The organism is Streptomyces sp. NPDC057623, assembly GCF_042800355.1.
Classification (GTDB): domain Bacteria; phylum Actinomycetota; class Actinomycetes; order Streptomycetales; family Streptomycetaceae; genus Streptomyces.
The window spans coordinates 328,886-348,182 of record NZ_JBHVGZ010000002.1; the positions used below are offsets into that span (position 1 = coordinate 328,886).

A 19,297-nucleotide genomic window follows, 5' to 3' on the forward strand; every position below is an offset into this window, starting at 1 on the left:
AGGGGAGATCATGGCTTCGACGTCCACACCGCTCACCCTGCCCGTGCTGCCGCTCGACGACGAGGTCGTGCTGCCCGGGATGGTGGTCCCGCTGGACTTGAACGACGCCGATGTACGCGCCGCGGTGGAGGCCGCCCAGGCGGCCGCCCGTGCGCAACCCGGGAAGCCGAAGGTGCTCCTGGTGCCGCGCATCGACGGGACCTACGCCGGCACCGGCGTGCTCGGCACCGTCGAGCAGGTCGGCCGGTTGGCCGACGGCGACCCGGGCGCCCTGATCCGCGGTCGCGGCCGCGTCAGGATCGGCGCCGGGACGACCGGACCGGGAGCCGCACTCTGGGTCGAGGGCGCGCGGCTCGACGAGAGCGTGCCCGAGCCGCTGCCCGGACAGGTCGCCGAACTGGTGAAGGAGTACAAGGCCCTCGCCACCGCCTGGCTGCGCAAGCGCGGCGCCTGGCAGGTCGTCGACCGCGTCCAGGCCATCGACGACGTGTCCGCCCTCGCCGACAACTCCGGCTACTCGCCCTTCCTGAGCACCGAGCAGAAGGTGGAGCTGCTGGAGACCGCCGACCCGGTCACCCGCCTCAGGCTCGCCACCCAGCAACTGCGCGACCACCTCGCCGAACAGGACGTCGCCGAAACCATCGCCAAGGACGTCCAGGAAGGCGTCGACAAGCAGCAGCGCGAGTTCCTGCTGCGCCGTCAGCTGGAGGCCGTCCGCAAGGAACTGCGCGAGCTGAACGGCGAACAGGACGGCGAGGAGTCCGACGACTACCGCGCCCGCGTGGAGGCCGCCGACCTGCCCGAGAAGGTGCGGGAAGCGGCCCTCAAGGAGGTCGACAAGCTGGAGCGGTCCAGCGACCAGTCCCCGGAGGGCTCCTGGATCCGCACCTGGCTGGACACCGTCCTCGAACTCCCGTGGAACGAGCGGACCGAGGACGCGTACGACATCCAGGGCGCCAAGCGGATCCTCGACGCCGAGCACGCCGGGCTCGAGGACGTGAAGGAGCGCATCACCGAGTACCTGGCGGTGCGCAAGCGCCGCAGCGACCGGGGCCTGGGCGTCGTCGGCGGGCGGCGCGGCGGTGCCGTGCTCGCGCTCGTCGGCCCGCCCGGCGTGGGCAAGACCTCGCTCGGCGAGTCCGTGGCGCACGCCATGGGCCGGAAGTTCGTCCGGGTCGCCCTCGGCGGCGTCCGCGACGAGGCCGAGATCCGCGGCCACCGCCGTACGTACGTCGGCGCGCTGCCCGGCCGGATCGTGCGCGCGATCAAGGAGGCAGGGTCGATGAACCCGGTCGTCCTCCTCGACGAGATCGACAAGGTGGGGTCCGACTTCCGGGGCGACCCCGCGGCCGCGCTCCTGGAGGTCCTGGACCCGGCCCAGAACCACACCTTCCGCGACCACTACCTGGAAGTGGAACTGGACCTGTCGGACGTCGTCTTCCTCGCCACCGCCAACGTCCTGGAAGCCATCCCGGAGGCCCTGCTCGACCGTATGGAGCTGGTCCGCCTCGACGGCTACACCGAGGACGAGAAGGTCGTCATCGCCCGCGACCACCTGCTCCCGCGTCAGCTGGAACGGGCGGGCCTGGCGAAGGACGAGGTGACGCTCGACGAGAGCGCGCTGCGCAAGCTCGCCGGCGAGTACACGCGCGAGGCCGGCGTCCGCACGCTGGAGCGGTCGATCGCGCGGCTCCTGCGCAAGGTCGCGGCCCAGCACGAACTGGGCGAGCGCAAGCTGCCGTTCACCATCGCGGACGGCGACCTGCGCGCACTGATCGGCCGGCCGCACCACGTGCCCGAGTCCGCCCAGGACCCCGCGCAGCGCCGTACAGCGGTGCCGGGCGTGGCGACGGGCCTGGCGGTGACCGGCGCAGGCGGTGACGTGCTGTTCGTGGAGGCGTCGCTGGCCGACCCGGAGACGGGCGCGGCGGGCCTGACCCTGACGGGCCAACTGGGTGACGTGATGAAGGAGAGCGCGCAGATCGCCCTGTCCTTCCTGCGCTCGCACGGCGCGGAACTGGAGCTGCCCGTCGCCGACCTGAAGGACCGGGGCGTGCACATCCACTTCCCGGCCGGTGCGGTGCCGAAGGACGGTCCGAGCGCGGGCATCACGATGACGACGGCTCTCGCGTCGCTCCTGTCCGGGCGCCTGGTCCGCACGGACGTGGCGATGACGGGCGAGGTCTCCCTGACCGGCCGCGTCCTGCCCATCGGCGGCGTGAAGCAGAAGCTGCTGGCGGCCCACCGGGCAGGCGTCACGACCGTCGTCATCCCCAAGCGCAACGAGCCCGACCTGGACGACGTCCCCGCCGAGGTGCTGGACAAGCTCGAAGTCCACGCCGTGACGGATGTCCGCCAGGTCCTGGAACTGGCACTGTCGCCGGCCACCAACGGCGCGGCGCCGGAGGTTCCGGTCGCGGCGTGACGACCTGGTCCATCAGCGGGCTCTGCCCGCGGGGGCCGGAGGACAAGGCCCGGGCCCCGTGAGGGGCCCGGGCCTTCGCCGTGCCGTCTGTGCGGCCGTGGGTCAGCCGTCCGCCAGGGCCTGGAGCCGGTCCAGCGTCCCGTTGAACCTGTTGTGGTCGCCGACGGTCGGTCCGGAGGACGTGTACTGCCAGGCGGTGTGGTAACTCCAGCCCGCCGGCAACTCGCCCACGGCCGAGGCGTACCGGGCGATCCACAGCGGGTTGGCGGAGGCGAAGCCGCTGTGGTTGCCGGTGCACTGCTTCCACCAGCTGGTGGCCGTGTAGATGACGGGGTCGCGGCCGGTGCGGGCCTTGTACCGCGTCAGGAAGTCGCGGATCCAGGCGACCATCGCGCTGGGCGTCTTGCCGTAGCAGGCGTCGCCGTACGGGTTCCACTCGATGTCGAGGGCGCCCGGCAGGGTCTTGCCGTCGCGGGACCAGCCGCCGCCGTGGTCGACGAAGTAGTCGGCCTGGGTTGCGCCATTGGTGGTGTCCGGGGTGGCGAAGTGGTATGAGCCGCGGATCATGCCGACGTCGTAGGAGCCGGTGTACTGCTGGGTGAAGTAGGGGTTGGTGTAGTAGGTCCCCTCGGTGGCCTTCACATAGGCCCACTTCACTCCGCTGTCCCACAGGGTCGGCCAGGCGACGTTCCCCTGGTGGCTGGAGACGTCGACGCCCTCGGTCTCGGCGGCCAGCGCGGCGTCGGGGACGCCGTCGGTGCCGTCATGGGCCAGGACGCCCATGCCCATGTGGGCGGAGCCGCGGGGCGGGGTGTCGCTCGCCGGCGGGGTGTCGTCGGCGGAGGCGGGGGAGGGTTGGGTGGCGAGTAGAAGAGAGAGGACGGCGGTGAGCAGGAGCCCGGCGAGGTGCGGGCGCCGGGGGCGGGGCGGTTCGGGTCTGTGCACGGGCATAGCGTGCCTCCGCGGGCTCGGTGACGCTCGTTGGGGAAACGCGCGCCGCGACCGTCGTGGTCATGGCGTGGGCATGCCATAGGAGTGCCTGGTCACAGCAGCCAGGCACGCAGAAGGGCAGGTGGAAGGGGGTCCGGAGGCTGCCGTTGGTCCAAGCCTGCGAAATACTGGCGGAGCTGCGGCAATGACGACGGTCGGCGGAAACTCTCCGGACCGGGAAATTCGAGGCAGGGGCTGACGTGCGGGAAGACGGAAACGGGGACGGACGGCGAGTCGAGTCCGAGGGTGCCCCCTCTGTGGGAGCGCCCGGTGGCGGCCTGGGCCGGCCCGAGTTCCTCGATCTGGAGCGCGAGTTGACGGTCCTGTTCCGGCGCGCCCGGGCCAAGCAGGGCGAGATGGCCCGCGAGGTCCATCCGGACCTGGAGTCGGCGGCGTACGGGCTGCTGGTACGCCTGGACGAGTCCACGCGGCTGCGGGCCACCGAACTCGCCGCCTACATCGGCGTCGGCAAAGCCACCATGTCCCGCCAGCTGCGCGCCCTGGAGGATCTGGGCCTGGTCGCCCGCGAGCCCGACCCCGCCGACGGGCGGGCCTGGCTGGTGCACCTCACGGAGGAGGGGCGGGGCCGGGTCGCCAAGGTGCGGGAGGCGCGGCGGGCGAGCTACGTCGAGCAACTCTCCCACTGGGACCCGCGCGAGGTCGCGGAGCTGGCCCGGCTGCTGAACCAGCTGAACCGGGGGATGGAGAAGTAGAGGAAGAGACGGGCGCCGGGATGAGACGGGCGCCGGGAAGAGGGGAGAAGCCGGGAAGAGGGGGAAGCCGGAGGAGCGGGCTCCCCGGGCTCCCGGGCCGCCCCGGAGCGAGCGACGCCCGCCGCTCACCCCTCCACGTACACGACCGTCGCGTCGTCGTGCGTCTTGCTCCGCCCCAGACAGGTCCGCTCCTGCGCGTCGGCCCGCTCCAGCATCCGTACCCGGTCCACCAGAGCCCGCGCTCCTTCCTTCCGCAGGAAGGTGAAGCAGTCCCCCCAGTCCCCCTCCCGGAACTTCTCCACCCAGCGTGTCGCCCCGTCCGTCAGCGCCGCCATGGCCTGGACCTCCCCGCGCGGCAGCACCCCCGTCACCGCCCGCGCCGCCACCGACGGATCCGCGGCGGCCGTGAAGAAGCCGCCCTCCTTGTTGCGGATGTGAGCGTCGATCAGGGCGTCCGTGGCCAGCGAGGCACGCGGGAGGCGGGCCAGCCGGTCGTCCAGGTACGCGGTGACCGTGCCGTCGGGCGACTCCAGCAGCAGGGCCGAGTCGCAGAGGATCAGGTACTCCACCGTCTCCGCCGACCAGCGGGCCAGAACCACCGTTGCCTGTGGGGTGCGTGGGTGAGAAAGGTCACAGGTTTGTGTATGAGCCTCGGCGGTACGCGTGAGGGCGGCGCTCAGCGCGTCGGCGAGGGGAACATCGGGGAGTGAAACGGTCAGTTCGGTCAGGGCTCCGCCGAGCCGCGCGGTGAACCAGGGGACCGAATGCAGACAGCCCGTCTCGCCCCTCGGCGGGGTCACTCCGTCCAGGACCACCAGTACGCCGCCCTGTCCCGAGACGGGGAGGCCGACACTCGCGAAGTCCTCGTTGGGGCGGGCCGGATCACCGGGCTCCGAAACAAGCTCTGTTCGCATTCAGCCAGTCTGCACGAGCCCTTCACAAGGTTCGCGAAGGGGTCGCATCAGCTGCCGAAAGGGTGCGGCCGCGCAGGTCAGGCGTCTGATTTGGGGTGGAATGAATGGCTCCGGGAAGACGTGGCGGCGAATACTGCCACCGCCCGCCGCAGACGTCCAACCGGCCCGCCGGGCGCAGCGCGTGCACGCGCCGGAGGAACTTGCCCGCCAACTCCCCTCCGGGGTTCACTCCTTCGGGTGGCGGGTCAGGTGATGCGCGGCCGTTGCCCACCGGCACTGGGAGGGTCGGGGACCGGTGAGGACACCCCCTGCTCGAGCGAAGTCGAGAGCTTGGGGGAGGGGTGTACGCAAGGTCGGCGGTAGTTGACGGAGCGTCATCCGGACCCATGGGTATCACGAGTCAGGAATGCGAGCACCGGTGCAGAAGATGCGGCCACGTCGCTCAGGCAAGCAGACGCCCTCCACGGGGGGCGCGCAGCCCGCTCCCGGTGCCACGACAGGCGCCACCAGCGACGCCGCACCCGCCGGCAAGGGGCGCCCGACACACGTACGGAACCGGCTGATCGTCGCCGTGGCCGTCGTGGCCGCCGCCATCGCCGGCGCCGGCGTCCCCTCGGTCGTCGCCGCCTCCGGGCAACTGCACGACTCCCAGGAGCTGGTGACGCTCGCCGAGCAGACCGAGGACGCGCTCACCCTCGCCCACTCCCTCGCCGACGAACGCGACGAGGTCACCTCGTACATCGCGGCCGGTCGCCCCAAGTCCAAGGCGCCCAGCGAGCAGCGCAGCGTCCGCGTCGACCGGCAGGTCGAGGAACTGCGCGCCGACTCCCCCACGCTCGAACCGGCTTCGCCCGACTCGCGCGGGGGGACCCCCATCACGCCCGCCTCGCTGCGCGACGACCTCGACGGCATCGCGGCACTGCGCAGGGGCGCGCTCACCGGCCAGAGCAGCGCGCTGGAAGCACACACCGCCTACTCGGCCGTCATCACCGAACTCCACCGGCTCGCCGACCGCCTGGCCGCACAGACGCCGCCCCGCGCGGGCGCCGGCGCCTACGCGCTCGCCGAGCTGGACTCCGCCGTCCAGCAGGCCGCCGCCGCCCGGGGGCTGCTGCTCGCCGCCCTCAGCGTGCCGACCACCACCGAGACCGTCGTCGACCCGGTCACCGGCATCGCGAGCACCCGGGAGACCTCCTCGGACGCCGACGCCAGGCAGCGCGCCGCCCTCGCGGCCGCCGCCCAGCAGGCCCGTCTGCGCTCCGACGCCGCCCTCGCCGACTTCCGCGACACCGCGCCGAAGACCGCGCGCACCTCGTACGACTCCACGGTCACCGGCCACGAGGTCAACACCGCCGACCGGTACCTGGCCGCCCTCACCGACCAGGCCACGCTCTCCGACCGGGACCTGGCCACCGACACCAAGCGCGCCGAGGCCGCCCTCTCCGCCCGCGTCGACCTGATGCGCGGCGTGGAGTCCGCCCTCTACGACCGCCGCACCAAGGACCTGGAGCTGCTGCGCGACGACGACGTCACCGCGCTGGAGATCCGTATCGCGATCCTCGGTGCCCTGATGCTGCTCGCCGTGGGCGTCGCCACGGGCATGGCCCGCAGCCTCACCCGGCCCCTCGCCGTCCTGCGGCTCGGCTCCGCCCGGCTTGCCCGGGCCGAGGACCCGGCGGCCGAGGAACCCGTCAAGTTCAACGGCCGCAAGGACGAGTTCGCCCAGGTCGTCAACTCCGTCAACGCCCTGCACGCCCACACCGTCGCCCTCCACGAGCGCATCACCACCCTGGAGTCCGACCGCAAGCACCTCGTCGGCCAGCGCCAGAAGATGGCCGACGCCCGCGAAGGGCTGCGCACCGAACTCGCCGATTCCGCCGCCCAGCTGGACCGCCTGCGGGACAGCATCGGCAACACCTTCGTCAACCTCGCCCTGCGCACCCTCGGCCTCGTCGAGCGCCAGCTCGCCGTCATCGAGGGCCTGGAGGAGCGCGAGCAGGACCCCGAGCGCCTCTCCACGCTCTTCAAGCTCGACCACTTCGCCACGGTCATGCGCCGGCACAGCGAGAACCTCCTCGTCCTGGCGGGCACCGAGCATGTCCAGCAGCACGCGGGACCGGTCCCGCTCGTCGACGTCGTCCGCGCGGCGGTCAGCGAGATCGAGCGGTACGAGCGCGTCCGCATCGCCGCGCTCCCGCCCCACGCCCACGTGGCCGGCTTCGCCGCCGACGACCTCTCCCACCTGCTGGCCGAGCTGATGGAGAACGCGACGGCGTTCTCCCCGCCCGACCTGCCCGTCGAGGTCTCCGGCTGGCTGCTGGAGAGCGGCGAGGTCATGCTCTCCGTCCAGGACGAGGGCATCGCGATGACGGGCGAGCGCCTGACCCGCCTCAACTCCCGCCTCGCCGACTTCGACCCCGAGAACACCTACGACCAGGAGGGCGACGACGGCCTGGGCCTCGGCCTCTACGTCGTGGCCCGCCTCGCCCACCGCCACGGCGTCCGCGTGCAGCTCCGCGAGCAGAAGCAGGGCGGCATCGCGGCGGTCGCGGTGCTGCCCAAGGGCCTCCTGGCCGCCGCCCCCGCGGCCGCGGTCCCCTCGGCCTCACCGCACGCCACCGGCTCCCAGACCTTCTCCCTCCCCGGCGCCGACGCGGAGGCCAACTCCAACGTCCTGCACGGCCGCGCCAAGGGCGTCGACCCGCTGGTGGCCCTGGCGGAGAAGGCCGTACGGGAGACGGCGCAGGACAGCCCGCCGGCCGTGCCCGAGGTCGAGCAGGAGCGCGAGCACCCTGCCGAGACCACGATGGAACTCCTGATCCCGGCACAGCCGGGGCCGACGGCCGGGGGGCCGACGGCTGCCGGTCCGGAGGGCGCCGAGCCCACGACCGCGGAGTCCGCCGCCGAGCTCGCCGACGGCGAGGACGCCCCACTGGGGCCGCCCGCACCCGACGACGACGCCCGCACGGGCGGTCCGGGTGGGAACGAGATCCCCGCCGAAGGCGAAGCCGAGGCGGAACACGAACGCGTCCCGGACGCACCGGAGGACCCCCTCACCGACAAGGGCCTCCCCAAACGCACTCCGAAGATCACCGCCCCCGCCCAGGCCCCGCGCCAGCGGACCGGCACCGTCGACGCCGAAGCCCTCCGCCGGAGACTCGGCGGCTTCCGCAGGGGAGCGGAAGCGGGACACCGCGACGTACAGGCGGAGATCGCCGAACACACGGGCCAGAACAAGGTCCCGACAGCAGAATCCGAAGCAGCCACGGGGGGCACAGTCGAGGAGGCAAGCAGTTGACCGCGCCCAGTACCTTCGGACTGAGCAGTGAAGCCCGCAACCTGCACTGGTTGTTGACGAATCTGGTCGAGGAGGTGCCGGGCATCCAGTCAGTCGCGGTGGTCTCCTCCGACGGGTTGCTCCTGCTCTCCTCGGACCACGAACGCAACGCCGAGGCCCGAGAAGCCAGGACCGGCAAGCCCACCGGCCCGCGCGGCTCCTCCGCCGACCTGGCCACCATCGTCTCCGGCATCGGCAGCCTCACCATCGGCGCCGCCAAGCTGATGCAGTTCGGCGGGGTGAAGCACACGATGATCGCGATGGCGGAGGGCAGCCTGTTCGTGATGTCCATCAGCGACGGCTCGCTGCTCGGCGTGCACGGCTCCGCGGACTGCGACATGAGCGTGGTGGCCTACCACATGGCGCTCTTCGTCGGCCGCGCCGGCCATGTCCTGACCCCCGAACTCCGCAGCGAGCTACGGAAGTCGCTGGAGGCCGCGTCGGCAGGGAGTACCCGATGAACAACGCCCCCCAGCACAGGCCCCAGCTCCCCGTCCGCGGCGGCGACCGCAAGCCCGCCCGCGTGCGCCCCTACTCGCTCACCGGCGGCCGCACCCGCTTCGGCCACGTCCTGCTCGTCGAGACGTTCGTCAGCAGCACGGCCGCGCTGGAGGCCGGCGAGGAGCGCAGGGAACTGACGAACGGATCACTCACCACCAAAGTGATGCCGGAGATGCGGGCCATCGTCGAACTGTGCCGCCGTATGCGCACGGTGGCCGAGATCGCCGCGCTGCTGAAGATGCCGCTCGGCGTGGTCCGCGTGCTCCTCAGCGATCTCGCGGACCAGGGAAAGATCCGTGTGTACGGCACCGGAACCGGCCACGGCACGGGCCGGCCGGAACGCGCACTGCTGGAAAGGGTGCTGAGTGGACTCCGTCGTCTCTGACGCCGCTCGCGGTGTCTACCCGCTCCTCGCCGAAGAGGGGCCCGAACAGCCTTGGCAGACGGACCGTACCCGGGCCCCCGTCGCCACGAAGATAGTCGTGGCGGGTGGCTTCGGCGTCGGCAAGACCACGCTGGTCACCGCCGTCTCGGAGATCACACCGCTGCAGACCGAGGCGCTGATGACCGAGGCGAGCGAGGGGACCGACGACCTCACCTCGACGCCCGGCAAGCTGACCACCACCGTGGCCATGGACTACGGCCGCATCACGCTCGACAACGACCTGGTGCTGTACCTGTTCGGCACGCCGGGCCAGCAGCGCTTCTGGTTCATGTGGGACGACCTGGTGCGCGGCGCGATCGGTGCGGTCGTCCTGGCCGACACCCGGCGGCTGAAGGACTGCTTCCCCGCGCTGGACTACTTCGAGAGCTGCGGGCTGCCGTACGTCGTCGCGGTCAACCACTTCGACGACAGCGAGGCGTTCGACCCGGAGGACGTGCGGGAGGCATTGACGATCCCGGCGCACATACCTGTAATGATCATGGATGCGCGCCGCCGGATCACGGTGATCGAGACCCTTCTCGCCCTGGTCGGTCACGCGCTCGACGAAACCCCCGAGTAGATCCCCGAAGGTAGGAGAGCAGCCCCGGATGCGGAAGATACTCGTCGTCGGAGCCGGTCAGTCCGGACTCCAGATAGCCCTCGGACTCCAGTCGCACGGATACGAGGTCACCCTGATGTCCAACCGGACGGCGGACGAGATCCGCTCCGGCCGGGTCATGTCCACGCAGTGCATGTTCCACACGGCACTCCAGCACGAGCGCGATCTCCAGCTGAACTTCTGGGAGTCCCAGGCCCCGAAGATCGAAGGACTCGGGCTCTCGGTGGCAGCCCCCGGCTCGTGGAGCGAGGGCCCGGCGGCGCGGGCGATCGGCTGGACCGGACATCTCGACCACTTCGCGCAGTCGGTCGACCAGCGGGTGAAGATGGCCGGCTGGATGGAGACGTTCGCACAGCGCGGCGGCCAGCTGGTCATCCATGGCGTGGCGGTCGGCGACCTCGACTACTTCTCCCGTACGTACGACCTGGTGCTGGTGTCGGCGGGCAAGGGCGAACTCGTCCAGATGTTCGAGCGGGACGCGGAGCGGTCCCCGTACAGCGAGCCGCAGCGCGCGCTGGCCGTGTCGTACGTCCACGGCCTGGGCCCGCGTCCGGACCTCCCGGACCAGGAGGGCGTCGGCTGCAACCTCGTCCCCGGCCTCGGTGAACTGTTCGTCATGCCCACCCTGACGACCTCCGGGCGCGCCGACATCCTGTTCTGGGAGGGCATACCCGGCGGGCCGCTCGATGTCTTCGACGGCGTGCAGGACCCGGCGGAACACCTCTCCCTGACCCTGGAACTCATGGAGAAGTACGTGCCCTGGGAGTACGCGCGGGCCACCAAGGTCGAGCTCACGGACGCGGGGGGCGTGCTGAGCGGGCGGTATGCGCCGACCGTCCGCAACCCTGTCGGGCAGCTGCCCGGTGGCGGGCTCGTGCTGGGCGTCGCGGACGTCGTCGTGGCCAACGACCCGATCACCGGGCAGGGGTCCAACTCGGCGTCCAAGTGCGCGGCCGCGTATCTCGCCTCGATCGTCGAGCACGGGGACAAGGAGTTCGACGAGGCGTGGATGCGCGCCACGTTCGACCGGTACTGGGCCACCGCGCAGCACGTGACCAAGTGGACGAATGCCATGCTGGCGCCGCCGCCGGAGCACATCCTCAACCTCATCGGCGCGGCGGGGCAGCTGCCGGCGGTGGCCGACCGGTTCGCCAACGGGTTCAACGACCCGGCCGACTTCGAGGACTTCTTCTACGAGCCGGAGAAGACCCAGGCGTATCTCGCCGAGGTCTCCGGGGTCTGACCTAGCGGTCCGCCTTCCCGCGTACGTCCGGGCGTACGGCGCCCAGGACCGGGTTCGACGCGATCGGCGAGACCCTGATCTTCTCGCCGGGGCGCGGGGCCTGGATCACCTTGCCCCGGCCGACGTAGATCGCCACGTGCGTGGCGTCCGGGAAGTAGATGACCAGGTCTCCCGGACGCAACTCCGGCAGCGGGACGCGGTCGAGCCGGGCCCACTGCTCCTGGCTCGTGCGGGGGATCGGGGTGCCGGCGTGGGCCCATGCCTCGGACGTCAGGCCCGAGCAGTCGTACGACTTCGGGCCCTCGGCACCCCACTTGTACGGCTTTCCCAGCTGCTTCCTGGCGTAGCGGATCGCCCGGTGGGCCTCGGAGGACGGCTTGTGGTCCTCCTTGGCCAGGGCGCCGGACGCCATGAAGGCTCTCTGCGCCTTGGCGATGTCGGTCTTCTCGAATTCGGCCAGGGCCTTGAGCTGGGCGGCGGTCAGGGACGCCAGGAGTTCCTCCACCTTCTTGAGGCGCTTCTTCACGGCGTCCCTGTCCTTCTTCTGCCGTTCGGACAGGGCGAGTCGGGCGTCGAGGGCCTTGCGCGCCCGGTGGGCCAGCTCGTCGGCCCTGTTTTCCGTGCCGGTGAGCCGGCCGACCGCTTCGGCGCGCTCGCGTGCCAGCAGGCCGATGACGTGGCCCTGGTCCAGGGCGTGCTGGGGGTCGCGGGCCAGGAGCAGCCGTACGTACGGGGAGATGTCGGTGGTGTTCTGGTACTGCTGGCGGGCCAGGCGGCCGGCCGCGCCTCGGCTGTCGTGCAGGGAGACGCGGGCGCGGGCCAGGGCGGCGTCCAGGCGGGCCACCTCGGTGCGCTGCTTCTTCAGCTTCTCGGCGGTCGCGTTGTAGGTCTCCGTGGCCTGCTCGGTCTTTCGGTAGAGGCGTTGGAGATCTGTCAGGAGGCTTGCCGTGGAACGGTCGGATCGCTCCCGGGGTTCGGGGGCCGCCGTCGCGGGTGCGGTCGCCGATGCGGATGCGAGGATCGTGGCGGCCGCCGTCGTCGCCGCCGCTGTACAAGCCAGACGCAGAAGCCTTCCTGACACGTCATCACCTCCGGTGCGGAGAGGATCTCTGCTCCGCATCGCGAGCATGAGCCGATGACGGCCTGTTCGCGCGGTAGGTGTGCGCGGGTCGGCGGAGCAGCATCACTCGTTCGTGTCGTGTGGCTTGCCCTGCGGCGTGGTGTCCGGCTTGGACCACGGCCAGTTCGGTCGGCGGCTCGGAGTGCCCTCGGGGGCGTACTCGTACTTCCAGCGGTGGGAGAGGCCCACGCGGGTGCCCGGTGTGCGCGGGACGCGACGGTAGACGAGGACCGTGGGCGGGCCGCCGTGCGGGTCGGGGACGGGGATGCGGTACGTCTTGGGCGGGTGGCCTGTGATGCCCAGGAGTACGGGCAGGACGCGGCCGTCCATGGGGCCGCCCTCGAAGGGGGTGTCTTCGCTCTTCACGGCACCAGTGTCAGCCATCCGCCGTGAGCTGCTCGGTCAGGGCGGCGGTCTGGGGATCCCGGTTCGCTGTGACGGTGAGTGCGGCTGCGAACTGGTCGACCAGCCAGTCCCGTAGTTCCTCCACGGGGGGCTGCTTGCCCTCGTCGAGCCAGATCAGGGACGCCGCCTCGACCGCGGTGATCCACATGCGCACGGTCATGCGGAGGCGGAGGCCGGGGTCGGTGGCCTGGAGGTGGCTGAGGATGTGCTCGGCGGCGGCTCGGCGTACACCGTCGACTATGGCGGTCGTGCGGGAGGTCTCGACGACGCTGCCGCCCTGGAGGAGGGCGCTGAAGCCGGCGTCGTGTTCGTCCACGAAGGTGAGGTAGCGGTCGAGGGCGCGGGAGAGGCGGGGGAGGAGGGGGCCCTCGCGGGGTTCGTCGAAGCAGTGCTGGAGCTCTTCGGCGGCCGAGCGTAGGGCGGCCTCGTAGAGCTGTTGCTTGCCACCGGGGAAGTAGCGGTACACGAGGGGGCGGGAGACGCCGGCTGCCTCTGCCACGTCGTCCAGGGACACGTCCTCGGGGGCGCGGTGTGCGAAGAGGGTGAGGGCTGCGTTGAGGAGCTGGGTGCGGCGTTCCTCGACGCTTAGGCGGCGGTAGGCGGGGGTGGCCGAGGGCGTCATGACCAGCAGCGTAGTCGGGTGCCGGGGGGTGGGTGCGTGTTGGTGCCCGCCGTGGCCTGTTGCTGGTGGGTGGGGGTGCGCGTCTGTGCCTGCGGCGCCTGTGCGGGTTCGGTGGGGGCTTGTGTAGCGCGGTTCGGTTGGTTTGTGGGTCGGGGCCGCGTCGGGGGGTGTCCGTCCTCGGTCCGGTGCGTTGGGCTTTTGCCAGGAGGTGCCGTGTCTTGACACCGGACTCTGCGGGCGGACACCCCCCGACGCGTCCCCTTGCCGCCGTACGCGGCTGCCGGGCCCGTGGGGCGCGCGACATCCCCGGGCTATGCCAGTAGGCCCGATGACCTCCACAGGTGGCGGCCCACTCCGCGTAGTACGCCGATGTCGTCCAGGAAGTCGGTGAGGCGCTTGGCGCCTGTCTGCATGACCTCGCGGCGGTGGGCGCTGGCCTTGACCTGGGCCATCGCTTCTCGTTTGTCCAGGCCTACGTTCGTGTAGACCTCGGGGTTGACGAAGGCCACGGAGAAGACGCGGGCGAACTCGCCGGATGTGACGCGAGTGAACTCCTGGGACCACTTCGGGGCCGTCACCATCTGGCGGCGCAGTTCCTCGCGGGCGTACCGGACGTGGCGGGCCTCCTCGACCACGTGGATGCGGGTGACGCCGCGGACCAGGGGCTGTATTCGCTCGTCCGGGAAGGTCAGGCGCTGCATCCAGTCGAGGACCTCCTCGCCGAGGAGGGTGGCGGTGAAGGAGCCGGGGGTGGTGGAGATCGTCTTGAAGAGGCGGCCGAGGTTCTGGTGCGCGCGGCTGACGGGGTACCAGGGTGTGTCGCCGTGGGAGATCAGGCGGGCGAACATCTTGGAGTGCCGGCACTCGTCCTCGATCTCGGTGAGGGCGTAGCGGACGTGGGCGCTCGTGGCCGCCTTGTCGTAGATGTGGCGGACCAGGAGCTGCATGAGGATCAGCTCGAACCAGATGCCCAGGGAGGCGAGGGCGGCGGCCTCGTGCTGGGAGAGGAGGATCCGTTGGTCCTCGCTCATGCGTTTCCACAGAGGCGTGTCGTAGAGCGAGACCAGCTCCGGGGGCCAGAACCACTTGCCCTCCTCGAAGGGCGCGTCCCAGTCCAGTTCCTTGTCGGGGTCGAAGGAGTGCTTGGCGGCAGAGGCGAGGAGGCGTTCGGCCACCTGTTCGCGGTCCTTGAGCAGGCCGAGTGCGTCGCGCAGCCCGTCGAGCGCGTCGCCTTCCGTCAGGGTCGTCATCGGTCTCTCACCTCTGTTACCGGGGGTACGTCGTCCGAGTCTTATGAGACTGCTTGTCAGCAAGGTCGTCAATCCCTCGCGCAGGACTTGTTGACCCGGCGTCTACCGCGTGTGAGCCTGCGGGGCATGCCGACATACGACCTGTACGCCAAGGACCCCGGAGAGTCTCAGTGGCAGGTGCCGGCGGCCGGCGCGGCCCGTTTCAGCTGGGAGTACGACGACGGCCGCGAGCGGCTTCTGGCCCTGTACCAGAAGGGCAAGGACAAGCAGTGGGACGGTCGGCTGCGGATCGACTGGGATGCCGAGGTCGATCCGTGCGACGCGCTCGGTACGCCGGAGGAGGCGATGGCGCTCTACGGGACGTCGTACTGGGCGAAGATGAGCGAGCGGGAGCGGGGCGAGCTGAGAAAGCATTACGCCTCCTGGCAGTTCAGCCAGTTTCTGCACGGTGAGCAGGGCGCGATGATCTGTGCGGCGCGGATCGTGGAGTCGGTGCCCGACATGGACGCGAAGTTCTATTCGGCGACCCAGACGATGGACGAGGCGCGGCATGCCGAGATCTACGGTCGCTTTCTGCAGGAAAAGGTCGGGATGGTCTATCCGATCAATGACAATCTGCAGGCCCTGCTGGGGGACACCCTGCGGGACAGCCGGTGGGACATGCCGTATCTCGGTATGCAGGTGTTGATCGAGGGACTCGCGCTGGCCGCCTTCGGGATGATCCGGGACACCACCACCAAGCCGTTGCCGAAGCAGATCCTCGCGTATGTGATGCAGGACGAGGCCCGGCACGTCGCCTTCGGGCGGATGGCGCTGCGGGACTACTACAAGCAGTTGAGTGACGCCGAGCTTCGTGAGCGTGAGGAGTTCGTCATCGAGGGCTGCTATCTGATGCGGGACCGGCTGCGGGGTGTCGAGGTTCTGGAGAACTTCGGCATACCGCGAGCCGAGGCCGAGCAGATCAGTGAGCGGTCCGAGTTCTTGCAGTTGTTCCGGCGGCTGCTCTTCTCCCGCATCGTTCCCTGTGTGAAGGACATCGGGCTGTGGGGCACGCGCCTTCAACAGGCCTATGTGGACATGGGTGTGTTCGAGATGGGCGACTCGAATCTGGACCTGCTGATGGCGCAGGACGAGGAGATCGCCGAGAAGCTGGACGCGGAGCGGTTCGCGGCGGAGGAGCGGGAGCGGGTCGCCGAGGTCGGGGAGGCGATCGAGGAGGGGGCGGACGAGGCCTAGGCCGAGCAGCCCAGTCCGTCCGGTACCTCGCCGGACACCGGCTCCGCGCCCTGCGCCGGGAACGACGTGCGCAGGGTGAAGGCGTACGGCGTCGGGCCGTTCGTGCGGAGGTGGAGGAGGCGGGACTCCGCTTCCGCGGCCGTCGGGCGGTGGCCCGCGGGCACCCACCACAGGGCCGTCATGGCCTCCTGCACCCGCTCGAACCATTCGCGGCGGCGGGCCAGCATCTCGCGGTGGCGGCCCTGGTACATGTACGCGGTGAGGGCGTTCGTGTCCCGCCACATCGTCAGGTTGATGATCAGCCACTCGTCACCGAACACCCTCACATCGGTCGCGTCGCCGGAGTCGCCCTTCAGGCGCCAGACGAAGCCGTCCGCGGCCTCCGCGTCGGCGTTCACGGGGTCGAGGTTGTCGACGAAGTCCTTCAACTGCGGTGAGTCCAGCGGGGCCTTGAGGCGGGCGATGTTGACCTGTGCGAGTTCGTGGGCGGCTTCCCGCGCGGCTGATGTCGTCATGGACCGAACGATAGGTCGGGGCGGGCGGAAGTCCCAGGGGTGTCTCAGGGCTTGGGCGCCGGCCGCGCGTCAACGGCTGTCCTTCGGGGGCGAGTTCAGCACCGCCTCCATCACCGCCCGTGCGATCGGCGCAGCGTCCCCGCCGCCGCTGATCTCGCCCCGGTCCGCGTCCGCGTCCTCCACCACCACGGCGACGGCGACCTTGGGCTCCAGGTCGGTGTCGCCCTTCGCCCAGGAGACGAACCAGGCGTACGGCGTCCCGGAGTTGCCGAGGCCGTGCTGGGCCGTACCGGTCTTGCCGCCGACCGTCGCGCCCGGGATCCAGGCGTTCGAGCCGGTGCCCTCCCGCACCACGTCCACCATGAGTTCCTTCAGGAGTACGGCCGTCGACGGGCGCATGGCCTGTCGTGCCGGCCGGGAACCGCCCGTCGACACCGTGGAGCCGCCGGCCCGGGTCGTGCGCTCCACGAGGTACGGCGAGCGCACCTGGCCGCCGTTCGCCACGGCCGCCGCGACCATGGCCATCTGGAGCGGCGTCGCACGGGTGTTGTACTGGCCGATCGACGACAGGGCGAGCTGTGCCTTGTCGACGGTCGTGTCGAAGGTGCTCTCGGCCACCGAGTAGGGGATCTTGAGGTTCGCGTCGTTGAAGCCGAAGGCCCTCGCGGTCGTCGCCATCCGGTCCACGCCGACCTTGACGCCCAGCTTGGCGAACACGGTGTTGCACGACCACTCGAACGCCTTCCGCAGCGGGACGTCCTCGCAGCCCTCGGACTCGTTCGTGAGGGAGGTCCTGGTGCCCGGCAGGGTGTACGGGGCCGGCGAGTCGGTCGGCCTGTCCAGGTCCTCGACCACGCCCGAGTCCAGGGCGGCGGCCGCCGTGAGCACCTTGAAGGTCGAACCCGGCGGATACGTCTTGCGCACCGCCCGGTTGAGCATCGGTTTGTCCGGATCGCGGTTCAGCGTCGCCCAGGACCGGGCCACCGCCGAGCGGTTCCCGGACAGGACGGACGGGTCGTACGAGGGGGCGGACACCAGGGCCAGGATCCGGCCCGTCGCCGGCTCGACGGCCGCCACCGCGCCCTTGCGGCCCGCCAGACCTTCGTACGCCGCGCGCTGTGCGGCCTGGCGGAGGGTGGTGACGACGTCGCCGCTGGGGTAGCGGTCGCGGACGCCGCCGTTCCAGAGGGGGAAGGGCGAGAGCAGCGGGTCCGTGCCCGACAGGACGCCGTCCTCCGAATGCTCCAGGAGGGTCGTGCCGTACACCTGCGAGGCGAAGCCGGTGACGGGGGCGTACATCGGGCCGTTCGTGTACGTCCGTTCGTAGCGGAGGGGTTCGCGGGTGTCGCGGGATCCGGTGACCGGGGCGCCGTCGACCAGGATGTCGCCGCGCGGCTGGCCGTAACGGGAGATCGTGGTGCGCCGGTTGGCGATGTTGTCGTCGTAGGACGGCGCCTCGAAGACCTGGATGCGGGCGGCGTTCACGAGCAGCGCGACCAGCAGCAGGGCGCAGAAGAAGGCGGCGTGCCGGATGTGCCGGGTCATCGGGTCGCCTCCTCGCCCCTGGGCACGCCGAGTCGGCTGCGTGCCTTGTCACTCAGCCGGATCAGCAGCGCCACGATCGCCCAGTTGGTGACCACCGACGAGCCTCCTTGTGCGAGGAACGGCATCGCCATGCCGGTCAGGGGGATCAGACCCGTCACCCCGCCCGCGATCACGAACACCTGGAGCGCCACGATCGAGGCGAGCCCCACGGCGAGCAGCCGCCCGAAGGGGTCGCGCAGGGCGAGCCCGGCACGGTAGCCGCGCTCCACCAGCAGGCCGTAGAGGAGGAAGATCGCGGACAGGCCCGCCAGGCCCAGTTCCTCCCCGGCCGTCGCCAGGATGAAGTCCGACTTGGTCGCGAAGCCGATCAGGGTCGAGTGGCCGAGGCCCAGTCCCGTGCCGGCCATGCCGCCCGCCGCGAAGGCGAACAGCGACTGGGACAGCTGGTTGGGGCCCTCGCCCGCCTCGATCGACGCGAACGGATGCCGCCAGTCCTCGACCCTGCCGTGGACATGCGGCTCCAACTGCCCGACGGCCACCGCGCCGAGTGCCGCGAGCAGCAGGCCGAGCGCGATCCAGCCGGTGCGGCCGGTGGCGACGTAGAGAAGGACCACGAACAGGCCGAAGAACAGCAGGGAGGTGCCGAGATCGCGTTCGAGGACCAGCACACCCACGCTCAGCAGCCAGATGGCGACGATCGGGCCGAGGACGCGGCCGGTGGGCAGTTGCAGTCGCTCGATCCCGAGGACACGACGGCCCGTGTACGCCAGCGCACTGCGGTTGGCGGCCAGATACGCCGCGAAGAACACCGCGAGCAGCACCTTCGCGAACTCGCCGGGCTGGATGGAGAATCCGGCGATCCTGATCCAGATGCGGGCGCCGTTCACGGAGGGGAAGAAGATCGGCAGGGTGAGGAGGACGAGTGCGGCGACGACCCAGACGTAGGAGTAGCGCTGGAGGACGCGATGGTCGCGCAGCAGGAGGACGACCAGGATGAACAGCGCCACGCCCAGCGTGGACCAGACGAGTTGGGCGGGGGCCGCCAGGTCGTCCGGTGTCTCCAGGTCGAGCCGGTAGATCAGGACCAGGCCGAGGCCGTTGAGCAGTACGCCGATCGGCAGCAGCAGCGGGTCGGCGCAGGGGGCGCGCAGGCGCACCGCCAGATGCGCGACCAGCGCGAGTACGCCGAGCCCGGCGCCGTAGCCGGCGGCTCCGGGCGGGACGGTGCCGTGCCTGGCGAGGCCGACCGCGCAGTAGCCGTACACGGAGAGCAGCACGGCCACGACGATGAGGGCCAGTTCGATGCCACGGCGCCGGGGGAGACGTACGGCGGGAGCGGGCGTGTCCGCTGCCACCAGGGTGGTTCCGGCCTTGGTCATGTCCGGAACTTACCTAATTAGTCCGTCTTGTGTGTCTTACGGCTCAGCGCCAGCGTGGC

The 19,297-nt window shown here is 70.9% G+C and carries 17 protein-coding genes; 8 read left to right on the forward strand and 9 right to left on the reverse strand.

The genetic code is table 11. From position 1 onward, the window contains the following. Positions 1-10 precede the first annotated feature (10 nt). Entirely contained in the window at positions 11-2,425 is a 2,415-nt protein-coding gene (gene lon, locus ACFU95_RS03655; protein WP_383821131.1) for an endopeptidase La, read from the forward strand. Between the two features lie 102 nt (positions 2,426-2,527). Here lon and ACFU95_RS03660 read toward each other — a convergent pair whose 3' ends face one another. Beyond that, positions 2,528-3,376 carry a lysozyme gene (locus ACFU95_RS03660; protein WP_383821134.1) on the reverse strand — a complete coding sequence of 283 codons (849 nt, stop codon included), beginning with the start codon at positions 3,374-3,376 and terminating at the stop codon, positions 2,528-2,530. 239 nt (positions 3,377-3,615) lie between these two features. Between ACFU95_RS03660 and ACFU95_RS03665 the strand changes: the two genes are divergently transcribed. Beyond that, a complete protein-coding gene (locus tag ACFU95_RS03665; protein WP_383821137.1) occupies positions 3,616-4,128 on the forward strand; it encodes a MarR family winged helix-turn-helix transcriptional regulator in 513 nt (170 codons plus the stop codon). Positions 4,129-4,253: 125 nt separating this feature from the next. Here the strand turns inward: ACFU95_RS03665 and ACFU95_RS03670 are convergent, their stop codons facing one another. Then, positions 4,254-5,042, reverse strand: coding sequence for a protein phosphatase 2C domain-containing protein (locus tag ACFU95_RS03670; RefSeq protein WP_383821140.1), 789 nt, complete (start codon positions 5,040-5,042; stop codon positions 4,254-4,256). A 418-nt stretch (positions 5,043-5,460) separates the two neighbouring features. Between ACFU95_RS03670 and ACFU95_RS03675 the strand changes: the two genes are divergently transcribed. From ACFU95_RS03675 to ACFU95_RS03695, 5 genes are read left to right on the forward strand one after another with little or no spacing between them, the layout of a single operon-like run. Then, a complete protein-coding gene (locus ACFU95_RS03675; RefSeq protein WP_383821143.1) occupies positions 5,461-8,340 on the forward strand; it encodes a nitrate- and nitrite sensing domain-containing protein in 2,880 nt (959 codons plus the stop codon). After that, entirely contained in the window at positions 8,337-8,840 is a 504-nt protein-coding gene (locus tag ACFU95_RS03680; RefSeq protein WP_383821146.1) for a roadblock/LC7 domain-containing protein, read from the forward strand. Before ACFU95_RS03675 ends, ACFU95_RS03680 begins: the two co-directional genes overlap by 4 nt. Further along, positions 8,837-9,265 carry a DUF742 domain-containing protein gene (locus ACFU95_RS03685; protein WP_383821149.1) on the forward strand — a complete coding sequence of 143 codons (429 nt, stop codon included), beginning with the start codon at positions 8,837-8,839 and terminating at the stop codon, positions 9,263-9,265. Before ACFU95_RS03680 ends, ACFU95_RS03685 begins: the two co-directional genes overlap by 4 nt. Then, positions 9,246-9,884 (forward strand): ATP/GTP-binding protein, encoded by a 639-nt coding sequence (locus tag ACFU95_RS03690; protein ID WP_383821152.1) that lies wholly within the window; start codon positions 9,246-9,248, stop codon positions 9,882-9,884. Before ACFU95_RS03685 ends, ACFU95_RS03690 begins: the two co-directional genes overlap by 20 nt. Before the next feature lie 28 nt (positions 9,885-9,912). Beyond that, positions 9,913-11,166: a styrene monooxygenase/indole monooxygenase family protein gene (locus ACFU95_RS03695; RefSeq protein WP_383821155.1), complete on the forward strand. Its 1,254-nt coding sequence runs from the start codon at positions 9,913-9,915 to the stop codon at positions 11,164-11,166. Position 11,167: 1 nt separating this feature from the next. Here ACFU95_RS03695 and ACFU95_RS03700 read toward each other — a convergent pair whose 3' ends face one another. From ACFU95_RS03700 to ACFU95_RS03715, 4 genes are all read right to left on the reverse strand, one after another. Then, positions 11,168-12,247 carry a C40 family peptidase gene (locus ACFU95_RS03700; RefSeq protein ID WP_383821158.1) on the reverse strand — a complete coding sequence of 360 codons (1,080 nt, stop codon included), beginning with the start codon at positions 12,245-12,247 and terminating at the stop codon, positions 11,168-11,170. 102 nt (positions 12,248-12,349) lie between these two features. Continuing rightward, on the reverse strand, positions 12,350-12,652 hold the full coding sequence (locus tag ACFU95_RS03705; protein WP_383821161.1) for a hypothetical protein: 303 nt from the start codon (positions 12,650-12,652) through the stop codon (positions 12,350-12,352). Positions 12,653-12,662: 10 nt separating this feature from the next. Then, positions 12,663-13,313: a TetR/AcrR family transcriptional regulator gene (locus tag ACFU95_RS03710; RefSeq protein ID WP_383821164.1), complete on the reverse strand. Its 651-nt coding sequence runs from the start codon at positions 13,311-13,313 to the stop codon at positions 12,663-12,665. A 311-nt stretch (positions 13,314-13,624) separates the two neighbouring features. Further along, positions 13,625-14,563 carry a diiron oxygenase gene (locus ACFU95_RS03715; RefSeq protein WP_383821167.1) on the reverse strand — a complete coding sequence of 313 codons (939 nt, stop codon included), beginning with the start codon at positions 14,561-14,563 and terminating at the stop codon, positions 13,625-13,627. 126 nt (positions 14,564-14,689) lie between these two features. Here ACFU95_RS03715 and ACFU95_RS03720 point away from each other — a divergent pair, with 126 nt between their 5' ends. Next, a complete protein-coding gene (locus tag ACFU95_RS03720) occupies positions 14,690-15,799 on the forward strand; it encodes a ferritin-like domain-containing protein (protein ID WP_383821169.1) in 1,110 nt (369 codons plus the stop codon). Here the strand turns inward: ACFU95_RS03720 and ACFU95_RS03725 are convergent. The 3 genes from ACFU95_RS03725 to ACFU95_RS03735 form a co-directional block, all read right to left on the reverse strand. Further along, entirely contained in the window at positions 15,796-16,314 is a 519-nt protein-coding gene (locus ACFU95_RS03725) for a DUF3291 domain-containing protein (RefSeq protein ID WP_383821172.1), read from the reverse strand. The genes ACFU95_RS03720 and ACFU95_RS03725 overlap by 4 nt on opposite strands. Positions 16,315-16,383: 69 nt before the next feature. Further along, on the reverse strand, positions 16,384-17,859 hold the full coding sequence (locus ACFU95_RS03730) for a penicillin-binding transpeptidase domain-containing protein (protein WP_383821175.1): 1,476 nt from the start codon (positions 17,857-17,859) through the stop codon (positions 16,384-16,386). Further along, on the reverse strand, positions 17,856-19,238 hold the full coding sequence (locus tag ACFU95_RS03735) for an FtsW/RodA/SpoVE family cell cycle protein (protein WP_383821178.1): 1,383 nt from the start codon (positions 19,236-19,238) through the stop codon (positions 17,856-17,858). Before ACFU95_RS03735 ends, ACFU95_RS03730 begins: the two co-directional genes overlap by 4 nt. Between the last annotated feature and the right edge of the window lie 59 nt (positions 19,239-19,297).

Excerpts from the sequence above, each read along its gene's own strand:
- lon (WP_383821131.1), top strand. The coding sequence starts at position 11 with ATGGCTTCGACGTCCACACCGCTCACCCTGCCCGTGCTGCCGCTCGAC.
- ACFU95_RS03660 (WP_383821134.1), bottom strand. The coding sequence starts at position 3,376 with ATGCCCGTGCACAGACCCGAACCGCCCCGCCCCCGGCGCCCGCACCTC.
- ACFU95_RS03670 (WP_383821140.1), bottom strand. The coding sequence starts at position 5,042 with ATGCGAACAGAGCTTGTTTCGGAGCCCGGTGATCCGGCCCGCCCCAAC.
- ACFU95_RS03685 (WP_383821149.1), top strand. The coding sequence starts at position 8,837 with ATGAACAACGCCCCCCAGCACAGGCCCCAGCTCCCCGTCCGCGGCGGC.
- ACFU95_RS03695 (WP_383821155.1), top strand. The coding sequence starts at position 9,913 with ATGCGGAAGATACTCGTCGTCGGAGCCGGTCAGTCCGGACTCCAGATA.
- ACFU95_RS03710 (WP_383821164.1), bottom strand. The coding sequence starts at position 13,313 with ATGACGCCCTCGGCCACCCCCGCCTACCGCCGCCTAAGCGTCGAGGAA.
- ACFU95_RS03715 (WP_383821167.1), bottom strand. The coding sequence starts at position 14,563 with ATGACGACCCTGACGGAAGGCGACGCGCTCGACGGGCTGCGCGACGCA.
- ACFU95_RS03720 (WP_383821169.1), top strand. The coding sequence starts at position 14,690 with ATGCCGACATACGACCTGTACGCCAAGGACCCCGGAGAGTCTCAGTGG.
- ACFU95_RS03725 (WP_383821172.1), bottom strand. The coding sequence starts at position 16,314 with ATGACGACATCAGCCGCGCGGGAAGCCGCCCACGAACTCGCACAGGTC.
- ACFU95_RS03730 (WP_383821175.1), bottom strand. The coding sequence starts at position 17,859 with ATGACCCGGCACATCCGGCACGCCGCCTTCTTCTGCGCCCTGCTGCTG.
- ACFU95_RS03735 (WP_383821178.1), bottom strand. The coding sequence starts at position 19,238 with ATGACCAAGGCCGGAACCACCCTGGTGGCAGCGGACACGCCCGCTCCC.